The organism is Acidovorax sp. Root402 (genome assembly GCF_001425125.1).
GTDB lineage: Bacteria > Pseudomonadota > Gammaproteobacteria > Burkholderiales > Burkholderiaceae_C > Acidovorax > Acidovorax delafieldii.
The window spans coordinates 62,505-79,530 of record NZ_LMDQ01000018.1; the positions used below are offsets into that span (position 1 = coordinate 62,505).

General features: G+C 63.3%; 15 protein-coding genes. All 15 read left to right on the forward strand.

The window, feature by feature from the left end; translation table 11 throughout:
- Nucleotides 1-23 precede the first annotated feature (23 nt).
- The 15 genes from ASC83_RS20760 to ASC83_RS20830 all read left to right on the forward strand — a co-directional run bounded on the left by ASC83_RS20760 (nt 24) and on the right by ASC83_RS20830 (nt 16,982).
- Entirely contained in the window at nt 24-878 is an 855-nt protein-coding gene (locus ASC83_RS20760) for a phosphatidate cytidylyltransferase (RefSeq protein ID WP_056067196.1), read from the forward strand.
- On the forward strand, nt 875-2,056 hold the full coding sequence (gene ispC / locus ASC83_RS20765; RefSeq protein WP_056067198.1) for a 1-deoxy-D-xylulose-5-phosphate reductoisomerase: 1,182 nt from the start codon (nt 875-877) through the stop codon (nt 2,054-2,056). The genes ASC83_RS20760 and ispC overlap by 4 nt, the downstream gene beginning before the upstream one ends.
- Nucleotides 2,057-2,085: 29 nt before the next feature.
- The gene (gene rseP / locus ASC83_RS20770; RefSeq protein WP_056067200.1) at nt 2,086-3,450 is read left to right on the forward strand and encodes an RIP metalloprotease RseP; all 1,365 of its coding nucleotides are present in this window, start codon (nt 2,086-2,088) and stop codon (nt 3,448-3,450) included.
- A gap of 45 nt (nt 3,451-3,495) precedes the next feature.
- On the forward strand, nt 3,496-5,793 hold the full coding sequence (gene bamA, locus ASC83_RS20775) for an outer membrane protein assembly factor BamA (protein WP_056067201.1): 2,298 nt from the start codon (nt 3,496-3,498) through the stop codon (nt 5,791-5,793).
- Nucleotides 5,793-6,314, forward strand: a complete 522-nt coding sequence (locus tag ASC83_RS20780) for an OmpH family outer membrane protein (protein ID WP_056067203.1) — start codon at nt 5,793-5,795, stop codon at nt 6,312-6,314. Before bamA ends, ASC83_RS20780 begins: the two co-directional genes overlap by 1 nt.
- Before the next feature lie 24 nt (nt 6,315-6,338).
- Nucleotides 6,339-7,322 carry a UDP-3-O-(3-hydroxymyristoyl)glucosamine N-acyltransferase gene (gene lpxD / locus ASC83_RS20785; RefSeq protein WP_056067206.1) on the forward strand — a complete coding sequence of 328 codons (984 nt, stop codon included), beginning with the start codon at nt 6,339-6,341 and terminating at the stop codon, nt 7,320-7,322.
- 16 nt (nt 7,323-7,338) lie between these two features.
- A complete protein-coding gene (gene fabZ / locus ASC83_RS20790) occupies nt 7,339-7,779 on the forward strand; it encodes a 3-hydroxyacyl-ACP dehydratase FabZ (RefSeq protein WP_056067207.1) in 441 nt (146 codons plus the stop codon).
- Nucleotides 7,780-7,800: 21 nt separating this feature from the next.
- Entirely contained in the window at nt 7,801-8,589 is a 789-nt protein-coding gene (gene lpxA / locus ASC83_RS20795; RefSeq protein WP_056067209.1) for an acyl-ACP--UDP-N-acetylglucosamine O-acyltransferase, read from the forward strand.
- Between the two features lie 10 nt (nt 8,590-8,599).
- Nucleotides 8,600-9,763, forward strand: coding sequence for a lipid-A-disaccharide synthase (lpxB, locus tag ASC83_RS20800; RefSeq protein WP_056067766.1), 1,164 nt, complete (start codon nt 8,600-8,602; stop codon nt 9,761-9,763).
- Nucleotides 9,729-10,361 carry a ribonuclease HII gene (rnhB, locus tag ASC83_RS20805; RefSeq protein ID WP_056067211.1) on the forward strand — a complete coding sequence of 211 codons (633 nt, stop codon included), beginning with the start codon at nt 9,729-9,731 and terminating at the stop codon, nt 10,359-10,361. The genes lpxB and rnhB overlap by 35 nt, the downstream gene beginning before the upstream one ends.
- Nucleotides 10,362-10,381: 20 nt before the next feature.
- Nucleotides 10,382-11,155: an RNA methyltransferase gene (locus ASC83_RS20810; RefSeq protein ID WP_056067213.1), complete on the forward strand. Its 774-nt coding sequence runs from the start codon at nt 10,382-10,384 to the stop codon at nt 11,153-11,155.
- A gap of 265 nt (nt 11,156-11,420) precedes the next feature.
- Entirely contained in the window at nt 11,421-12,584 is a 1,164-nt protein-coding gene (gene carA, locus ASC83_RS20815) for a glutamine-hydrolyzing carbamoyl-phosphate synthase small subunit (RefSeq protein ID WP_056067215.1), read from the forward strand.
- Nucleotides 12,584-15,829: a carbamoyl-phosphate synthase large subunit gene (carB, locus tag ASC83_RS20820; protein ID WP_056067217.1), complete on the forward strand. Its 3,246-nt coding sequence runs from the start codon at nt 12,584-12,586 to the stop codon at nt 15,827-15,829. The genes carA and carB overlap by 1 nt, the downstream gene beginning before the upstream one ends.
- Before the next feature lie 201 nt (nt 15,830-16,030).
- Nucleotides 16,031-16,507, forward strand: a complete 477-nt coding sequence (gene greA / locus ASC83_RS20825; RefSeq protein WP_056067220.1) for a transcription elongation factor GreA — start codon at nt 16,031-16,033, stop codon at nt 16,505-16,507.
- Nucleotides 16,508-16,535: 28 nt separating this feature from the next.
- Nucleotides 16,536-16,982: a DUF4149 domain-containing protein gene (locus tag ASC83_RS20830; RefSeq protein ID WP_056067767.1), complete on the forward strand. Its 447-nt coding sequence runs from the start codon at nt 16,536-16,538 to the stop codon at nt 16,980-16,982.
- Nucleotides 16,983-17,026 lie beyond the last annotated feature (44 nt).

Genomic DNA, 17,026 nt, shown 5'->3' on the forward strand with positions numbered 1-17,026 from the left:
CTGAACAGGTTCTGAAAGCCCCCATGCTTCAACAGCGCGTCATCACAGCCCTTGTTCTGCTGGCCATCTTGTTGCCCGCGCTTTTCTACGCCAACACCATACCGTTCACGCTGGTCGTGCTGGTTCTGATGGCTGCCGGGGCTTGGGAATGGGGTCGTCTGAGCGGCTTTGGCCAAGCAGGCTCCGTGGCGGTGGGTGTGGCCTGTGTGGCCTTGTGCGCCGGGTCGTGGGCGCTGGGCTGGGTCGATCGCCCGTTGACTGCCCTGTGGGTGGTGGGCGGCGGGCTGTGGGTCCTGGCGGCTGCCTGGCTGCTCAAGGCCGGGGTGCCCGGCTGGCCCCGCATACCAGCCGGTGTGCGTCTCGTGGCTGGCGTGCTTGCCTTGTGGCTCGCGTGGCTGGCCGTGGTGCAGGCCCGCAATGTGGGCATCAATTTTTTGCTGTCGGTGCTGCTGCTGGTGTGGGTGGCCGACATCTTTGCCTACTTTGCGGGGCGCGCATTCGGATTGCGGTTTACCAAGGGCAAGCTGGCGCCCTCGATCAGTCCCGGCAAGAGCTGGGAAGGTGTGTGGGGCGGTCTGGCAGGGGTGATGGTGATGGCTTTTGTTTGGGCGGCAGCGGATGCCCACTGGCAGGCGTCGGTGCCCAGTTTTTACAGCCGCATGGCGCAGCAGGGCTGGTGGTTGCTGGTGATTGCGGCGTTGTTCATGGTGGCCATGAGCGTGTCGGGTGACCTGGTGGAGTCGCTTATCAAGCGCAGTGCCGGTGTCAAGGACAGCAGTGGCCTGTTGCCTGGGCACGGCGGCGTGCTCGACCGCGTGGATGCCTTGTTGCCCACACTGCCCCTCGCCATGATGCTCACGAGCCTGACAACCCCATGAAGAAACAACGACTCACCGTTCTCGGTTCCACCGGCTCCATCGGGACCAGCACGCTGGATGTGGTGGCGCGCCACCCTGAGCGCTTTGAGGTGTTTGCGCTGAGTGCGGCGACGCAAGTGGATCTCTTGCTGGCGCAGTGCGCGCAGTTTCGCCCGCGTTATGCTGTGATGGCCAGCGCCCCGCACGCTGCTGCCTTGGCTGAAAAATTGCAGGCCAATAGCCTTCCAACGCAAGTCATTCAATCGCAAGATGCTCTTGAAGTGATAGCGTCACACGATGAAGTGGATGCCGTGATGGCTGCCATCGTGGGGGCGGCCGGTCTTGCGCCGTGTCTGGCTGCGGCCCGCGCAGGCAAACGACTGCTGCTGGCCAATAAGGAGGCCCTGGTGGTGGGCGGCGGGTTGTTCATGCAGACAGTGCGCGACGGTGGCGCCACGTTGCTGCCCATTGACAGCGAACACTCGGCCATCTTCCAGTGCTTGCCAGAAGACCCTGCCACTTGGTCTGACCGGGTGGACAGCATCCTGCTCACAGCCTCGGGCGGCCCGTTCCGCCAGCGGGACCCTTCCACGCTGGCGCAGATCACCCCTGACCAGGCCTGCGCGCACCCCAACTTCTCGATGGGACGCAAGATTTCCGTGGATTCGGCCACGATGATGAACAAGGCCCTGGAGGTCATTGAGGCCCGCTGGCTGTTTGATCTGCACCCGGACCAGATCAAGGTGGTCATCCACCCGCAGCAGATCATCCACTCCATGGTGCAGTTCAAGGATGCTTCCATCCTGGCGCAGCTGGGGACGCCCGACATGCGCGTGCCGATTGCCTGCGGCCTGTCCTGGCCCGAGCGCATTACCAGCGGGGCCAGCAAGCTGGATTTCTCGACCCTGGGCGCCCTCGCGTTTGAAGATGCGGACGCCATTCGCTTCCCGGGCCTTCACCTGTCCTGGCAGGCGCTGAAGGCGGCCGAGGGGACCACTGCCGTGCTGAATGCGGCCAACGAGGTGGCGGTGGGCGCCTTTTTGTCGGGTCGGCTGCGTTTTGACCATATTCATGCGGTCAACCTTGCAACTTTGGATGCAGTTTTGCCCTCCAAGCCCGATTCGCTCGCCGCGTTGCTGGATCTGGACACCCAGGCCCGCCATGCGGCTGAACATGTGGCGGGCCGTCTGGCTGCCTGACTGCCGGCCCACTCAGGAACCATCCATCCATGCTGCTTACTATCGCTGCCTTCATCGTCGCCCTCGGTCTTTTGATCGCAGTGCACGAATACGGGCACTACCGCGTGGCGGTGGCCTGTGGGGTCAAGGTATTGCGGTTCTCTGTGGGTTTCGGCAAGCCGCTATTGCGCTGGCAGCCCCAGGGGTCTCCCACGGAGTTTGTGCTGGGAGCCTTCCCATTGGGGGGCTATGTGCGCATGCTGGACGAGCGAGAGGCACCCGTTGCCGCAGAGGAGCGGCATCTGGCCTTCAACACCCAGCCCCTGCGCTCGCGAGCAGCCATCGTTGCGGCTGGGCCCATCGCCAATTTGTTATTGGCAGTGCTGCTGTATTCGGTGGTGAACTGGAACGGTGTCGAGGAGCCCCGAGCCATTCTGGCAAGCCCGGTCGCAGGCTCTGTCGCACACAGTGCCGGTTTGCGGGGCGGTGAACTGGTAGAGCGCGCCGCATTGGGTGCAGAAGACCTGGAGCCAGTTCGTTCGTTTGAAGACCTGCGGTGGCTGCTGACCCGTGGTGCGCTTGAGGGGCTGAACGTGCGTCTTGACGTCCAGTCCGGCCATGGTGCGGGCCATCGTGAAGTCGTGCTCGACATGTCCCGGATCGACAGCCGTGAGGCTGATGCCCAGCTGTTTCGCAAGGTCGGCATCCTGGGGCCTTGGACCCGCCCTGTGTTGGGCGAGGTCATGGCGCAAAGCGCGGCTGAGCGCTCTGGCCTGCGCCAAGGTGATGTGGTGCTCAAGGTGGGGCAGACCGATGTGGTGGACGGCCAGCAATTGCGCGAGTTGATCCGGCAGTCGGTGCGGGGCAACGAGCCATTGGCGCAGCCATGGCGCGTCGAGCGCGGTGGTCAGGTGATGACACTGGATGTGTTGCCCGAGGCTGTGACCGAACCGGGTAATACGGTGGGGCGCATTGGCGCCTATGTGGGAGCTGCACCAGAATTTGTCACGGTGGACTACGGGTTGGTTGAGGGTCTGTGGGGTGGTGTGGTGAAGACCTGGGATGTGTCGCTGCTGACTCTGCGCATGATGGGCCGCATGGTGATCGGCGAGGCGTCGCTCAAGAACCTCAGTGGCCCCTTGACCATTGCCGACTACGCAGGCCGCTCAGCCAGCATGGGGCTGACGCAGTACCTCATCTTTCTGGCCCTGATCAGTGTGAGCCTGGGGGTGCTGAACCTGCTTCCGCTGCCAGTCTTGGACGGTGGGCACCTGATGTATTATCTTTGGGAGGGTGTCACGGGCAGGGGTGTGTCGGACGCATGGATGGAGCGATTGCAGCGTGGAGGCGTTGCTGTCCTGCTTGTCATGATGTCCATAGCCCTGTTCAACGATATCACCCGGCTCTTTGGCTAACACTTTTGCCGCGCTTGCCCTGCAACTGCGGCTCCCGCTTCATTCATGAAAAAACACATCAATCGCCTGGGCGTGCGTACCGCATCGGCCGTTGCAGCCATGATTTTTGCCGCCAATGCGGCATGGGCTCTGGAGCCATTCAAGGTGCAGGACATTCGCGTGGAGGGCTTGCAGCGTGTGGAGCCGGGTACCGTGTTTGCATCCATGCCCCTGCGGGTGGGTGACGACTACAACGACGAGAAAGGCGCCGCTGCAATTCGCGCGCTGTTCGGCCTGGGACTCTTCAAGGATGTGCGCCTGGAGGCCAGCGGCAACGTTCTGGTGGTGGTGGTCGAAGAGCGCCCCACTGTCGCCGACGTGGACTTTGCCGGTGCCCGTGAATTCGACAAAGATGCGCTCAAAAAAGCCATGCGCGAAGTGGGTCTGACGGAAGGGCGTCCTTATGACAAGGCGCTCACCGACCGCGCCGAACAAGAGCTCAAGCGCCAGTACATCAACAAGAGCCTGTACGGCGCCGAGGTGGTGACCACGGTCACACCCATCGAGCGCAACCGCGTGAACCTGACCTTCACGATCACGGAAGGTGAGCCTGCACGCATCAAGGAAGTGCGCATCGTGGGCAACAAGGCGTTCAGTGAATCGACGCTCAAGGGCCTGTTCGACCAGGACACGGGGGGCTGGCTGAGCTGGTACACCAAGTCCGATCGCTACTCGCGCACCAAGCTCAACGCCGACCTTGAAACCCTGCGCTCCTATTACCTGCAGCGCGGCTACCTGGAGTTCCGTGTGGACTCGACGCAGGTCGCCATCTCGCCGGACAAGCAGGACATCTCCATCACTGTCAATGTGACGGAAGGCGAACGGTATGTGGTGTCGGGCGTGAAACTCGAAGGCAACTATCTGGACCGCGAGGACGAGTTCAAGTCGCTGGTGACCATACGCCCCGGTGAGCCCTACAACGCGGACCAGGTGACCGAAACCACCAAGGCGTTTTCCGAGTACTTTGCCCGCTTTGGTTTTGCATTTGCCCGCGTGGAGGCTGTGCCCGAAATTGATCGCGAGAACAATCGTGTCAATTTTGTGCTGCAAGCCGAACCAGCGCGCCGCGCCTACGTGCGCCGTATCAACGTCAGTGGCAACAACCGCACGCGTGACGAAGTCATTCGCCGTGAGTTCCGCCAATACGAGGCCTCCTGGTACGACGGCGACAAGATCCGCCTGTCCCGCGACCGCGTGGATCGTCTGGGCTTCTTCACGGAAGTGAACGTGGAAACCCAGGAAGTGCCCGGCTCGCCCGACCAGGTCGATCTGGTGATCAACGTGGCAGAAAAGCCCACCGGCTCGTTGCAACTGGGCGTGGGTTTTTCCAGCGCTGAGAAAGCGTCTCTCTCGTTCGGTATCAAGCAGGAAAACATCTTTGGCTCGGGCAACTACCTGGGCATCGACGTCAATACGAGCAAGTACCGGCGCACATTGGTGTTCAGCACCACCAACCCGTACTTCACGCCCGAAGGCATTTCGCGTACGCTCGATGTGTACTACCGCACCGACAAGCCCTACGAAGACCAGGGGGGCAATTACCAGCTGGTCACCACCGGGACCTCCGTGCGTTTTGGCGTGCCTTTCAGTGAGACCGACACGGTGTTCTTTGGCGGTGGGCTGGAGCAGACCCGCATCAAGCCCGGCACGAACATCCCGGCCACTTACCTGTTTTACGCAGACAAGTTCGGCTACAGCAGCACCTCGATTCCATTGACTGTGGGCTGGTCCCGTGACGACCGGGACAGCGCCTTGGCGCCCAACTCCGGCCGGTACCAGCGCCTCAATTCCGAATGGTCTGTGGCGGGCGATGCCCGCTACGTGCGGGCCAACTATCAGTACCAGCAATACATCCCCCTCAACAAGCGCTTCACCATTGCCTTCAATGGCGAGGCCGGTTACGGCAAGGGCTTGAACGGCCGTCCGTTCCCGGTATTCAAGAACTTCTACTCGGGTGGTCTGGGCTCGGTGCGTGGTTTCGACCAGGGCACCCTGGGACCGCGTGATGTGACCGGGGCCTCGTTGGGTGGGCCCAAGAAGATCACGCTGAACACCGAGCTGATTGCTCCGTTCCCGGGTGCTGGCAATGACCGGACCCTGCGTGTGTTCACGTTCCTGGACGTGGGCAATGTGTACGGCGAGAACGACAAAGTTACCTTCAGTGACATGCGTGCCTCCGTGGGCCTGGGTCTGAGCTGGATTTCGCCGCTCGGTCCCTTGCGTTTGGCGTTTGCGCAGCCAGTGCGCAAGTTCGCCGGCGATAGAATCCAGAAACTGCAATTCCAGATTGGAACGTCTTTCTAATGAAATCCTTTTCTCGCCATCTCTCCGTGGCCTTGCTGCTCGGCACCGTTGCCATCGCAGCCCCTGCACAAGCGCAAGAGTTCAAAGCCGGTTTCGTCAACACCGATCGCATCTTCCGAGAAGCCACCACAGCCAAGGCTGCGCAGGCCAAGCTGGAGCAGGAGTTCTCCCGTCGCGAGAAAGAACTGGTGGACCTGGGCAACACCCTGAAGACTGCCAGCGACAAGTTTGAGCGTGAAGCACCCACCATGGCGGAGAGCCAACGCACCGCGCGCCAGCGCCAGCTGGTGGACCAGGACCGCGACTTCCAGCGCAAGCGCCGTGAATTCCAGGAAGACCTGAGCGCCCGCAAGAACGAAGAGCTGTCGCAAGTGCTGGAACGCGCCAACAAGGTGGTCAAGCAGGTGGCCGAGGCCGAAAAATACGACGTGATCCTGCAAGAGGCCGTCTACATCAATCCCAAGCACGACATCACCGACAAGGTGATCAAGGCCCTGAATGCCGCTGCTGCTGCCAAGTAAGCCGCTGCGCAAGACAGGTGGCGCGTGAGCAGCTTGCTTCTCGGGCACATTGTTGATGCGCTCGGTGGTTCGCTGGAAGGGGGTGCGCGGGAAACCGTCATCGCCCGCATTGCGCCACTGGAGGTTGCGGGCCCGGGAGACCTCAGTTTCCTGAGCAATCCCCGCTACCAACAGCAACTGGCCGCCTCCCGGGCGGCCTGTGTCATTGTGGCGCCTGCCATGCGCGACGCCGCATTGGCGCGGGGGGCCTGCATCGTGGCCGACAACCCCTACGTGTACTTCGCCCGAGCTACCCAGTTGTGGCGGCAGCGCAATACGCCCGCGCGGTCGTCCGGTGTGCACCCCAGCGCAGTGGTTGATCCCTCGGCGCAGGTCCACCCCTCGGCCACCATCGGTCCGCTGTGCGTGATTGAGCGGGGCGCCTCGGTGGGCGCAGATACCGTGCTCAAGTCGCGCGTCACCGTGGGCGAGGGCTGCAGCATCGGCGCGCGTTGCATCGTCCATGCGGGCGTGGTCATTGGCGCTGATGGTTTCGGTTTTGCGCCGGAGAACGGGCAGTGGGTCAAGATCGAGCAACTGGGTGCCGTGCGCATTGGAGATGGCGTCGAGATTGGCGCCAACACCTGCATCGACCGGGGTGCGCTGCAGGACACGGTGATCGAAGACGGCGTGAAGCTCGACAACCTGATCCAGATCGGGCACAACGTGCGCATCGGCAAGCACTCGGCCATGGCTGGGTGTGTAGGCGTGGCGGGCAGTGCCACCATCGGGGCGCATTGCACGGTAGGCGGTGGTGCCATCGTGTTGGGGCACCTGGAGCTGGCTGACAACGTACACATCTCGGCCGCGACGGTGGTCACCCGCTCTCTCACCCGGCCTGGTCAGTACACCGGCATGTTCCCCATCGACGACAATGCGCGCTGGGAAAAAAACGCTGCCACACTCAAACAATTGCACAGCCTGCGCGAGCGCATCAAGGCGCTGGAGCTGGCCCTCAAGGCAGTATGAACGGAAGAACAACTCGATGATGGATATTCACGCAATTCTCAAACAACTGCCCCACCGCTACCCGTTTTTGCTGGTGGACAAGGTGATCGAGTTAGAGAGCAACACCCGCATCAAGGCCATCAAGAACGTCACGTTCAACGAGCCCTATTTCATGGGGCATTTCCCTGGCCGTCCGGTGATGCCGGGTGTGTTGATCCTGGAAGCACTGGCCCAAGCTGCGGGCTTGCTGGCGTTCGATGCCATGGGCAAGGTGCCCGATGAGAACAACATTTACTACTTTGTCGGTATCGATGGCGCGCGGTTCAAGCGCCCTGTGGAGCCCGGCGACCAGTTGATCCTGACCATCACCATCGACCGCGTGCGCGGCGGCATCTGGAAGTTCAAGGGCGTGGCGAGCGTGGGCGAAGAGGTGGCCTGCGAGGCCGAACTCATGTGCACCATGCGCAACGTCGGTTGACCGGTTCAGGCCTGTTGGATCGTGAGCAATATCCACCCCACAGCCATTGTTGCGGACGGCGCCCGCCTGGACCCTACGGTCACGGTGGGGCCCTACGCGGTCATTGGCGAGCATGTGTCCATCGGCGCGGGCACCACAGTTGGCGCGCATTGCGTGATCGATGGGCGCACCACGATTGGCGCTGACAACCGCATTTTCCAGTTCAACTCCATCGGCGCCATCCCGCAGGACAAGAAGTACGCAGGCGAGCCGACCGAGCTGGTCATCGGTGACCGCAACACCATCCGCGAATTCTGCACGCTGAACCTGGGCGTGCCCCAGGCCGGCGGCATCACCACCGTGGGCCATGACAACTGGATCATGGCGTACACCCACATCGCCCACGATTGCCATGTGGGTAACCACACCACACTGGCCAACAACACCACGCTGGCAGGGCATGTGCACCTGGGCGACTGGGTGACGGTGGGCGGACTCACGGGCATCCACCAGTTCGTCAAGATTGGTGCGCACGCCATGGTGGGCTTTGCCAGTGCGGTGTCGCAGGACGTGCCGCCTTTCATGCTGGTGGATGGCAATCCCTTGGCGGTGCGCGGCTACAACGTGGTGGGGCTGCGCCGCCGTGGCTTTTCGGCCGAGCGCATTGCCGCGGTCAAGCAGATGCACAAGCTGATTTATCGGCAGGGCCTGACGCTGGAGGCCGCGCGTGCCGCCATTGCAGAGTTGGCGCAGTCCGCACCACAGGCCGGTGACGATGCGGCGATGATGGAGCGGTTCTTGGCCGACGCCACGCGCGGCATTGCGCGCTGAGGGCTGGGCGATGGCAGATTCCCCCCGCGTCGCCATGGTGGCGGGCGAGACGTCGGGCGACTTGCTGGCGGGCTTGCTCATCGATGGCATGCAGGCGCATTGGCCCGGGCTGCAATCCTGCGGCATTGGCGGGCCGCAGATGGCGCGCCGCGGTTTTACTGCCTGGTGGCCCAGCGACAAGCTGGCAGTGCACGGTTACAGCATGGAGGTGCTGCGCCGGCTGCGCGAGCTGCTGGGCATTCGCAAACAACTGCGCGAACGCCTGCTCAAGGACCGCCCCGACGTGTTCATCGGCGTGGACGCTCCCGATTTCAACCTGGGCCTGGAGGCCGATTTGCGCGCTGCCGGCATCAAGACCGTGCATTTTGTGTGCCCGTCCATCTGGGCCTGGCGTGCGAATCGCGTCGACAAGATCCGCCGCAGCGCGGACCACGTGCTGTGCATCTTCCCGTTTGAGCCAGAGCTGCTCGCGCAGCACGGCATTGCCGCCACCTACGTAGGTCACCCGCTGGCGGGCGTGATTCCCATGGTGCCGGACCGTGCAGCCGCGCGTGCGCAATTGGGTCTGAAGGATGAGGACGAAGTCCTGGCCATCCTGCCAGGGAGCCGCTCCTCCGAGATCCAGTACATTGCCCAGCCATTCTTTGAGGCTGCAGCGCTAGTACTTCAAGCGCGACCAGCTATTAAATTGATAGTACCTGCAGTGCCCGCACTGCGTGATCGCATCGAGCAGTTGGCGCGCGCGTGCGGTCTGGGCGATGCCTTGCAAATCACCACGGGCCAGTCGCACACGGTGCTCGCAGCGTGTGATGCCACGTTGATTGCCAGCGGCACCGCGACGCTGGAGGCCGCGCTCTTCAAGCGGCCCATGGTCATCGGCTACCACATGCACCCGCTCAGCTGGTGGCTCATGCGCCGCAAGCAGTTGCAACCCTGGGTGGGTCTGCCCAACATCCTGTGCCGCGAGTTTGTGGTGCCCGAGCTGATCCAGGACGCCGCCACGCCCCAGGCGCTTTGCGCAGCCACGCTGGACTGGCTGGACGCAAAGCGCCAAGATCCCCGAAAAATTGCAGCCCTGGAGCAGCGCTTTACGGCGCTGCACGAGAGCCTGCTGCGCAACACCCCCCAACTGGCTGCCGATGCGATCCAGAAAATCCTCGCTCCCGCTGCCTGAGCAGGCCTGCCTGCCCTGGCACCCGCCCGGCCTCGTGGCTGGCGTGGATGAGGCTGGCCGTGGCCCCCTGGCCGGGCCGGTGGTGGCGGCGGCCGTGATCCTGGACGACCTGCACCCGATTGCTGGCCTGGCCGATTCCAAGAAACTCACGGCCGTGCGGCGCGAGAAGCTCTACGACGAGATCCGCGCCAAGGCCCTGTGCTGCAGCATTGCCGAGGCCAGCGTGGAAGAGATTGACCAGCTCAACATCCTGCAGGCCACGCTGCTGGCCATGCGCCGTGCCGTCATGGGGCTGCGGCTCAAACCGGCCATGGTGCTGGTGGATGGCAACCGGCTGCCCGTGCTGGACGTTCCTGCGGAGGCCATCGTCAAGGGCGATGCGCTGGTGCCTGCCATCTCGGCGGCCTCCATCCTCGCCAAGGTGCACCGCGACCGCTGGTGCGCGCAGGTGCATGACGAGTTTCCGCAGTACGGCTTTGCCGGCCACAAGGGGTACGGTACGGCCGTGCACATGGCAGCCTTGCGCGAGCACGGTGCCTGCATTTACCACCGGCGCTCGTTTGCGCCGGTGGCCCAGAACCTGCGCGCCGGATCCTGACCGCGCGCTGAAAATTTGCCATGACCTCCTCGTCCGTGACCGCCATCCATTCCCGCGATAACACCTTCGTCAAGGATTTGCGCCGTTTGGCCCAGGATACGACGGCGTACCGCAAGCAGGGCCGTGTCTGGCTTGAAGGCGATCATTTGTGCCGCGCTGCGCTCGCACGGGGGCTGCGGGCATCGGTGGCGGTGTTTTCGGAGTCTTTTTGGCCGCAAGCGCAGGTGGAATATGCTGGTGCAGCTACAAAATTCATAGTCCTTGCCGATACACTGTTTGCGGACGTGAGCGGGCTGGAGTCGCCCGCCGCGATGGGCTTCATCCTGGACCTGCCCGCACCGGCGTCACTCCGTCCCGATGCCGCCACCGTGGTGCTGGACAGGGTGCAGGACGCGGGCAATGTGGGCTCCATCCTGCGCAGCGCCTCGGCGTTCGGGTTCCGCCAGGTGGCCGCCATCAAGGGAAGTGCCGCGCTGTGGTCGCCCAAGGTCTTGCGGGCTGGCATGGGGGCGCATTTCGCGCTGGACCTGATCGAGGGGCTGGCGCTGGATGACCTCGTTGCCCTGCAGGTGCCGCTGCTGGTCACCAGCTCGCATGCGGGCGACTTCCTGCATCGTGCTGCCTTGCCCTGGCCCTGCGCCTGGGTGATGGGCCACGAAGGGCAGGGCGTCAGCCCGGCTCTGGAAGATAGGGCTTCGTTGCGCATCCGCATCGCCCAGCCCGGTGGCGAGGAGTCGCTGAACGTGGCGGCGGCTGCGGCCATCTGCCTGCACGCGAGCGGAGCAGGGCGCTGAGCCTGCCCGCGCCCGCCGCGGTGCCATGGGCGCTCGGGGTGAGTCTTGGTCCTGCAGCTCATAGACGTTGGTATCAGGGTTATGCAAGGCGTGCATTGCGGAGGTGTCAGCGACGGAAGGTATAATCGGGAGCTTTTCTCGCAACAGCGTCGCCCGACCGCACCCAAAGCAACAACCCATCTGAGAGCAGCCATTGGCACCATCGCGCTTCGAGTGTGCGAGTGGTCTGCAGGCGCCGGGCGACCGTAACCATCCGGAGAACCCAGTGCTTTTGTCTCTCAAGGGAAACTTCCCGCCCGCCATCCTGGCGCTCGCAGACGGCACGGTCTTTATCGGTAACTCGATCGGTGCCACCGGCACCACGGTCGGTGAAGTGGTGTTCAACACCGCCATCACCGGCTACCAGGAAATCCTCACCGACCCCAGCTACTGCCAGCAGATCGTCACCCTGACGTATCCGCACATCGGCAATTACGGCGTCAATGCGGAAGACATCGAAGCCGACAAGGTCCATGCTGCAGGCCTGATCATCAAAGACCTGCCTCTTCTGGCCAGCAACTTCCGATCCACCGAAACGCTTTCGCAGTACCTCGTGCGCGAGAAGACGGTGGCCATTGCCAACATCGACACCCGCAAACTCACCCGCCTGCTGCGCGACAAGGGCGCGCAGAACGGCGCCATCCTGGGCCTGGCGGCTGGTGAGGCTGTGACGCAGGCGCGCATCGACGAAGCCCTGGCGGCTGCCAAGGCCGCGCCCAGCATGAAGGGTCTGGACCTCGCCCAGGTGGTGACCACCCCTGCGACCTATACCTGGGACCAGACCGAGTGGAAGCTGGGCGAAGGCTATGGCACACAGGCTGCCCCGCGCTTCCACGTGGTGGCATACGACTTCGGCGTCAAGAAGAACATCCTGCGCATGCTGGCCGAACGTGGCTGCAAGCTCACCGTGGTGCCCGCCAAGACGCCCGCGGCCGACGTGCTGGCCATGAAGCCGGACGGTGTGTTCCTGTCCAACGGCCCTGGCGACCCAGAGCCCTGCGACTACGCCATCGAAGCCACCCGCCAGATCGTTGATGCAGGCGTGCCCACCTTCGGCATCTGTCTGGGCCACCAGATCATGGCACTGGCCAGCGGCGCCAAGACCTTCAAGATGGACAACAGCCACCATGGTGCCAACCACCCGGTGAAGGACCTGGACAACGGCCGCGTGAGCATCACCAGCCAAAACCACGGCTTTGCCGTGGACATGGCCTCGCTGCCCGCCACGCTGCGCCCCACGCACATCAGCCTGTTCGACGGCACGCTGCAAGGGCTTGAGCGCACCGACAAGCCTGCGTTCTGCTTCCAGGGCCACCCCGAGGCATCGCCCGGCCCGCACGACATCGCCTACCTGTTTGACCGCTTCACCGCGCTGATGGAGAAGAAATAATGCCAAAGCGCACAGACCTCAAATCGATCCTCATCATTGGTGCTGGCCCGATCATCATCGGCCAGGCCTGCGAGTTCGACTACTCCGGCGTGCAGGCCTGCAAGGCCCTGCGTGAAGAAGGCTACAAGGTCATCCTGATCAACAGCAACCCTGCCACGATCATGACCGACCCGGCCACCGCCGACGTCACCTACATCGAGCCCATCACCTGGCAGACGGTCGAGAAGATCATTGCCAAGGAACGCCCCGACGCCATCCTGCCCACCATGGGCGGCCAGACTGCGCTGAACTGCGCGCTGGACCTGTGGCGCAACGGCGTGCTCGACAAGTACAAGGTCGAGTTGATCGGCGCCACACCCGAAGCCATCGACAAGGCCGAAGACCGCCTAAAGTTCAAGGACGCCATGACCAAGATCGGTCTGGGCTCCGCGCGCTCCGGCATCGCCCACAGCATGGACGAAGCCTGGGCCGTGCAAAAGACCGTGGGTTTCCCCACCGTGATCCGCCCCAGCTTCACGCTGGGCGGTACCGGCGGCGGCATTGCGTACAACCCCGAAGAGTTCGAGACCATCTGCAAGCGCGGCCTGGAAGCCTCGCCCACCAACGAGTTGCTGATTGAAGAGTCGCTGCTCGGCTGGAAGGAGTACGAGATGGAAGTGGTCCGCGACAAGGCGGACAACTGCATCATCATCTGCTCCATCGAGAACCTGGACCCGATGGGCGTGCACACAGGGGACTCGATCACGGTGGCCCCCGCGCAGACGCTGACCGACAAGGAATACCAGATCATGCGCAACGCGTCGCTCGCGGTGCTGCGCGAGATTGGCGTGGACACGGGCGGCTCCAACGTGCAGTTCTCGGTCAATCCGAAGGACGGCCGCATGATCGTCATCGAGATGAACCCGCGCGTGTCGCGTTCGTCGGCGCTGGCGTCCAAGGCCACGGGCTTCCCGATTGCCAAGGTCGCGGCCAAGCTGGCCGTGGGCTATACGCTCGATGAGCTCAAGAACGAAATCACCGGCGGCGCCACGCCTGCCTCGTTCGAGCCTTCGATCGACTACGTGGTCACCAAGATCCCACGTTTTGCGTTCGAGAAATTCCCGACGGCCGACAGCCGCCTGACCACCCAGATGAAGTCTGTGGGCGAGGTCATGGCCATGGGCCGCACCTTCCAGGAGTCCTTCCAGAAAGCCCTGCGTGGTCTGGAAGTGGGCGTGGATGGCATGAACGAAAAGACCCAGGACCGCGAAGTGCTCGAAAAGGAACTGGGCGAGCCCGGTCCCGAGCGCATCTGGTACGTGGGCGACGCGTTTGCCATGGGCCTGTCGGTGGACGAGGTGTACGACCTTACCAAGATCGACAAGTGGTTCCTGGTGCAGATCGAAGAGATCGTGAAAATCGAACTCGAACTCGACCAGCTCGCCGCCGACAAGGGTGATGTGGCATTGGCTACGCTGGATGCCGACACGCTGCGTACGCTCAAGAAGAAGGGCTTCTCCGACCGCCGCCTGGCCAAGCTGCTCAAGACCACCGAGAAATCGGTGCGCGAAGCACGCCGCGCGCTGAACGTTCGCCCCGTGTACAAGCGCGTGGACACCTGCGCTGCCGAGTTCGCCACCAACACGGCCTACATGTATTCGACCTACGAGGAAGAGTGCGAAGCTGCGCCGACGGACAAGAAAAAGATCATGGTGCTGGGCGGTGGCCCGAACCGCATCGGCCAGGGCATCGAGTTCGACTACTGCTGCGTGCATGCCGCACTCGCCATGCGCGAGGATGGCTACGAAACCATCATGGTCAACTGCAACCCTGAAACGGTTTCGACCGACTACGACACCTCCGACCGCCTGTACTTCGAGCCGCTGACGCTGGAAGACGTGCTCGAGATCGTGGACAAGGAAAAGCCACACGGTGTGATCGTGCAGTACGGCGGCCAGACGCCGCTCAAGCTGGCACTGGGCCTGGAAGCCGAAGGCGTGCCGATCATCGGCACCAGCCCCGACATGATCGACGCGGCCGAGGACCGCGAGCGTTTCCAGAAGCTGCTGGGCGACCTCGGGCTGCGCCAGCCGCCCAATGCCACGGCGCGTACCGAAGCCGAGGCTTTGGAAAAGGCCGCCACGCTGGGTTACCCCCTGGTGGTGCGCCCCAGCTACGTGCTGGGCGGCCGCGCGATGGAAATCGTGCACGAGCAGCGCGACCTGGAGCGCTACATGCGCGAGGCCGTCAAGGTGAGCAACGACTCGCCCGTGCTGCTCGACCGCTTCCTGAACGACGCCATCGAGTGCGATGTGGATTGCCTGCGCGACCCCGAAGGCAAGACCTTCATCGGTGGCGTGATGGAGCACATCGAGCAAGCCGGCGTGCACTCGGGTGACTCGGCCTGCTCGCTGCCGCCGTACTACCTCAAGCAAGCCACCGTGGACGAGCTCAAGCGCCAGTCGGCTGCCATGGCCGAAGGCCTGAACGTGGTGGGCCTGATGAACGTGCAGTTCGCCATCCAGGAAGTGGATGGCAAGGACGTGATCTACGTGCTGGAAGTGAACCCCCGCGCATCGCGCACGGTGCCGTTTGTCTCCAAGGCCACCGGCATCCAGCTGGCCAAGGTCGCAGCGCGCTGCATGGCGGGCCAGTCGCTGGCTTCGCAGGGCATCACCAAGGAAGTGACACCGCCTTACTTCAGCGTGAAGGAAGCCGTGTTCCCCTTCGTCAAGTTCCCGGGCGTGGACACCATCCTCGGCCCCGAGATGAAGTCCACCGGCGAGGTGATGGGCGTGGGCAAGACCTTTGGGGAAGCGTTCGTGAAGAGCCAGCTGGGCGCGGGCACCAAGCTGCCGACGTCGGGCAAGGTGTTCCTCACCGTGAAGAACAACGACAAGCCCCGCGCGGTGGACATTGCCCGCCAGCTGGTGGCGCTCGGCTTCGATCTGGTGGCGACCAAGGGCACCGCTGCGGCCATCGCCGAGGCGGGCGTCCCGGTGGTGGTGGTCAACAAGGTCACGGAAGGCCGTCCGCACATCGTGGACATGATCAAGAACAATGAGATTGTCATGGTCATCAACACGGTGGAAGAGCGCCGCAATGCGATTGCAGACTCTCGCGCGATCCGCACCTCGTCGCTGCTGGCCCGCGTGACCACCTTCACCACCATCTTTGGTGCCGAGGCGGCCGTCGAGGGCATGAAGTACCTCGACAAGCTCGACGTGTATTCCGTGCAGGAACTGCACGCTCAACTGGCTGCCTGACCGGGTTTTTGCGGTGGCTTTTGCCGCCGCAAACACGGCATAATTGCAGCCGAACTAACACCGCCGCGCGGCAACGTGCGGCGGTTTCCTTTTGTAGATGTGCCATGTGCACCCGCCAGTGTTTTGCGGGGCGCAGCGTGGCGACAGATCGGTGGAAGTGCATTGCACTTTCACCGTTTTGACTTGTGGAGACTCAATCTCATGGCCACCATTCCAATTACCAAGCGCGGCGCCGAAATGCTCAAGGAAGAGCTGCACCGACTCAAGACCGTGGAGCGTCCCGCTGTGATCTCGGCCATTGCCGAAGCGCGTGCGCAGGGCGACCTGAGTGAAAACGCCGATTACGACGCAGCCAAGGACCGCCAGGGCTTTATCGAAGGCCGCATTCAGGAGATCGAGGGCAAGCTCTCGGTGGCCCAGGTCATCGATCCCAGTGCGGTGGATGGTGGCGGCAAGGTGGTGTTTGGCGCCACGGTCGAACTGGAGGACGAAGAGTCGGGCGACACGGTGAAATACCAGATCGTCGGGGAAGACGAGGCGGACCTCAAGCGAGGCCTGATCAATATTTCCAGCCCCATCGCGCGTGCCCTCATTGGCAAGGAGGAGGGCGACACCGCTGAGGTGCAGGCCCCCGGTGGCATCCGCCGCTATGAAGTGGTGGCGGTCAGCTACCAGTGATGGTGTGATGGCTGCCATGTGGCTGGGCATGCGCCCGCGACTTCCCGCTCTGGTGGCGGCCTTGTGGTGGGGCAGTCTCACCACCATCGGCTTTTTGGTGGTGCCGCTGTTGTTCGCCTATCTGCCATCCCCTTCCCTGGCGGGACAGGTGGCGGCCCGGCTGTTTGCGGCGCAAACCTGGGTGGCTGTGGTGTGCTGTGTGGTGCTGCTGCTGCTGTCCAGACCTCGGCATGGGGTGACCCAATATCCGTGGGCACGCGCTGCCATGCTGTTCGTTCTGGGCGGCCTGTTGCTGGCATTGCTCAACCAGTTTGGTGTGGCGCCCCGCATTGTGGCCCGGCAGGACTTGCGTCTGTGGCACAGCGTGGGGACAGTGATGTACGCGGTGCAATGGGGCTGCGCCTTGGCAGTATTCTGGCAAACGCTTCGGCCAGGATCGCACACGGCAGTGGAAGAGCGGTCCGCCAGCGATTGACGGTCAGGCAAGCGACTCGCTGACAGACCTACTGCGGCGTAGAC

Bases quoted from the DNA above. Each gene is read 5' to 3' on its own strand.
- ASC83_RS20760 (WP_056067196.1), top strand. From the start codon at position 24: ATGCTTCAACAGCGCGTCATCACAGCCCTTGTTCTGCTGGCCATCTTG.
- ispC (WP_056067198.1), top strand. From the start codon at position 875: ATGAAGAAACAACGACTCACCGTTCTCGGTTCCACCGGCTCCATCGGG.
- rseP (WP_056067200.1), top strand. From the start codon at position 2,086: ATGCTGCTTACTATCGCTGCCTTCATCGTCGCCCTCGGTCTTTTGATC.
- bamA (WP_056067201.1), top strand. From the start codon at position 3,496: ATGAAAAAACACATCAATCGCCTGGGCGTGCGTACCGCATCGGCCGTT.
- ASC83_RS20780 (WP_056067203.1), top strand. From the start codon at position 5,793: ATGAAATCCTTTTCTCGCCATCTCTCCGTGGCCTTGCTGCTCGGCACC.
- fabZ (WP_056067207.1), top strand. From the start codon at position 7,339: ATGATGGATATTCACGCAATTCTCAAACAACTGCCCCACCGCTACCCG.
- lpxB (WP_056067766.1), top strand. From the start codon at position 8,600: ATGGCAGATTCCCCCCGCGTCGCCATGGTGGCGGGCGAGACGTCGGGC.
- rnhB (WP_056067211.1), top strand. From the start codon at position 9,729: ATGCGATCCAGAAAATCCTCGCTCCCGCTGCCTGAGCAGGCCTGCCTG.
- ASC83_RS20810 (WP_056067213.1), top strand. From the start codon at position 10,382: ATGACCTCCTCGTCCGTGACCGCCATCCATTCCCGCGATAACACCTTC.
- carB (WP_056067217.1), top strand. From the start codon at position 12,584: ATGCCAAAGCGCACAGACCTCAAATCGATCCTCATCATTGGTGCTGGC.
- greA (WP_056067220.1), top strand. From the start codon at position 16,031: ATGGCCACCATTCCAATTACCAAGCGCGGCGCCGAAATGCTCAAGGAA.
- ASC83_RS20830 (WP_056067767.1), top strand. From the start codon at position 16,536: ATGCGCCCGCGACTTCCCGCTCTGGTGGCGGCCTTGTGGTGGGGCAGT.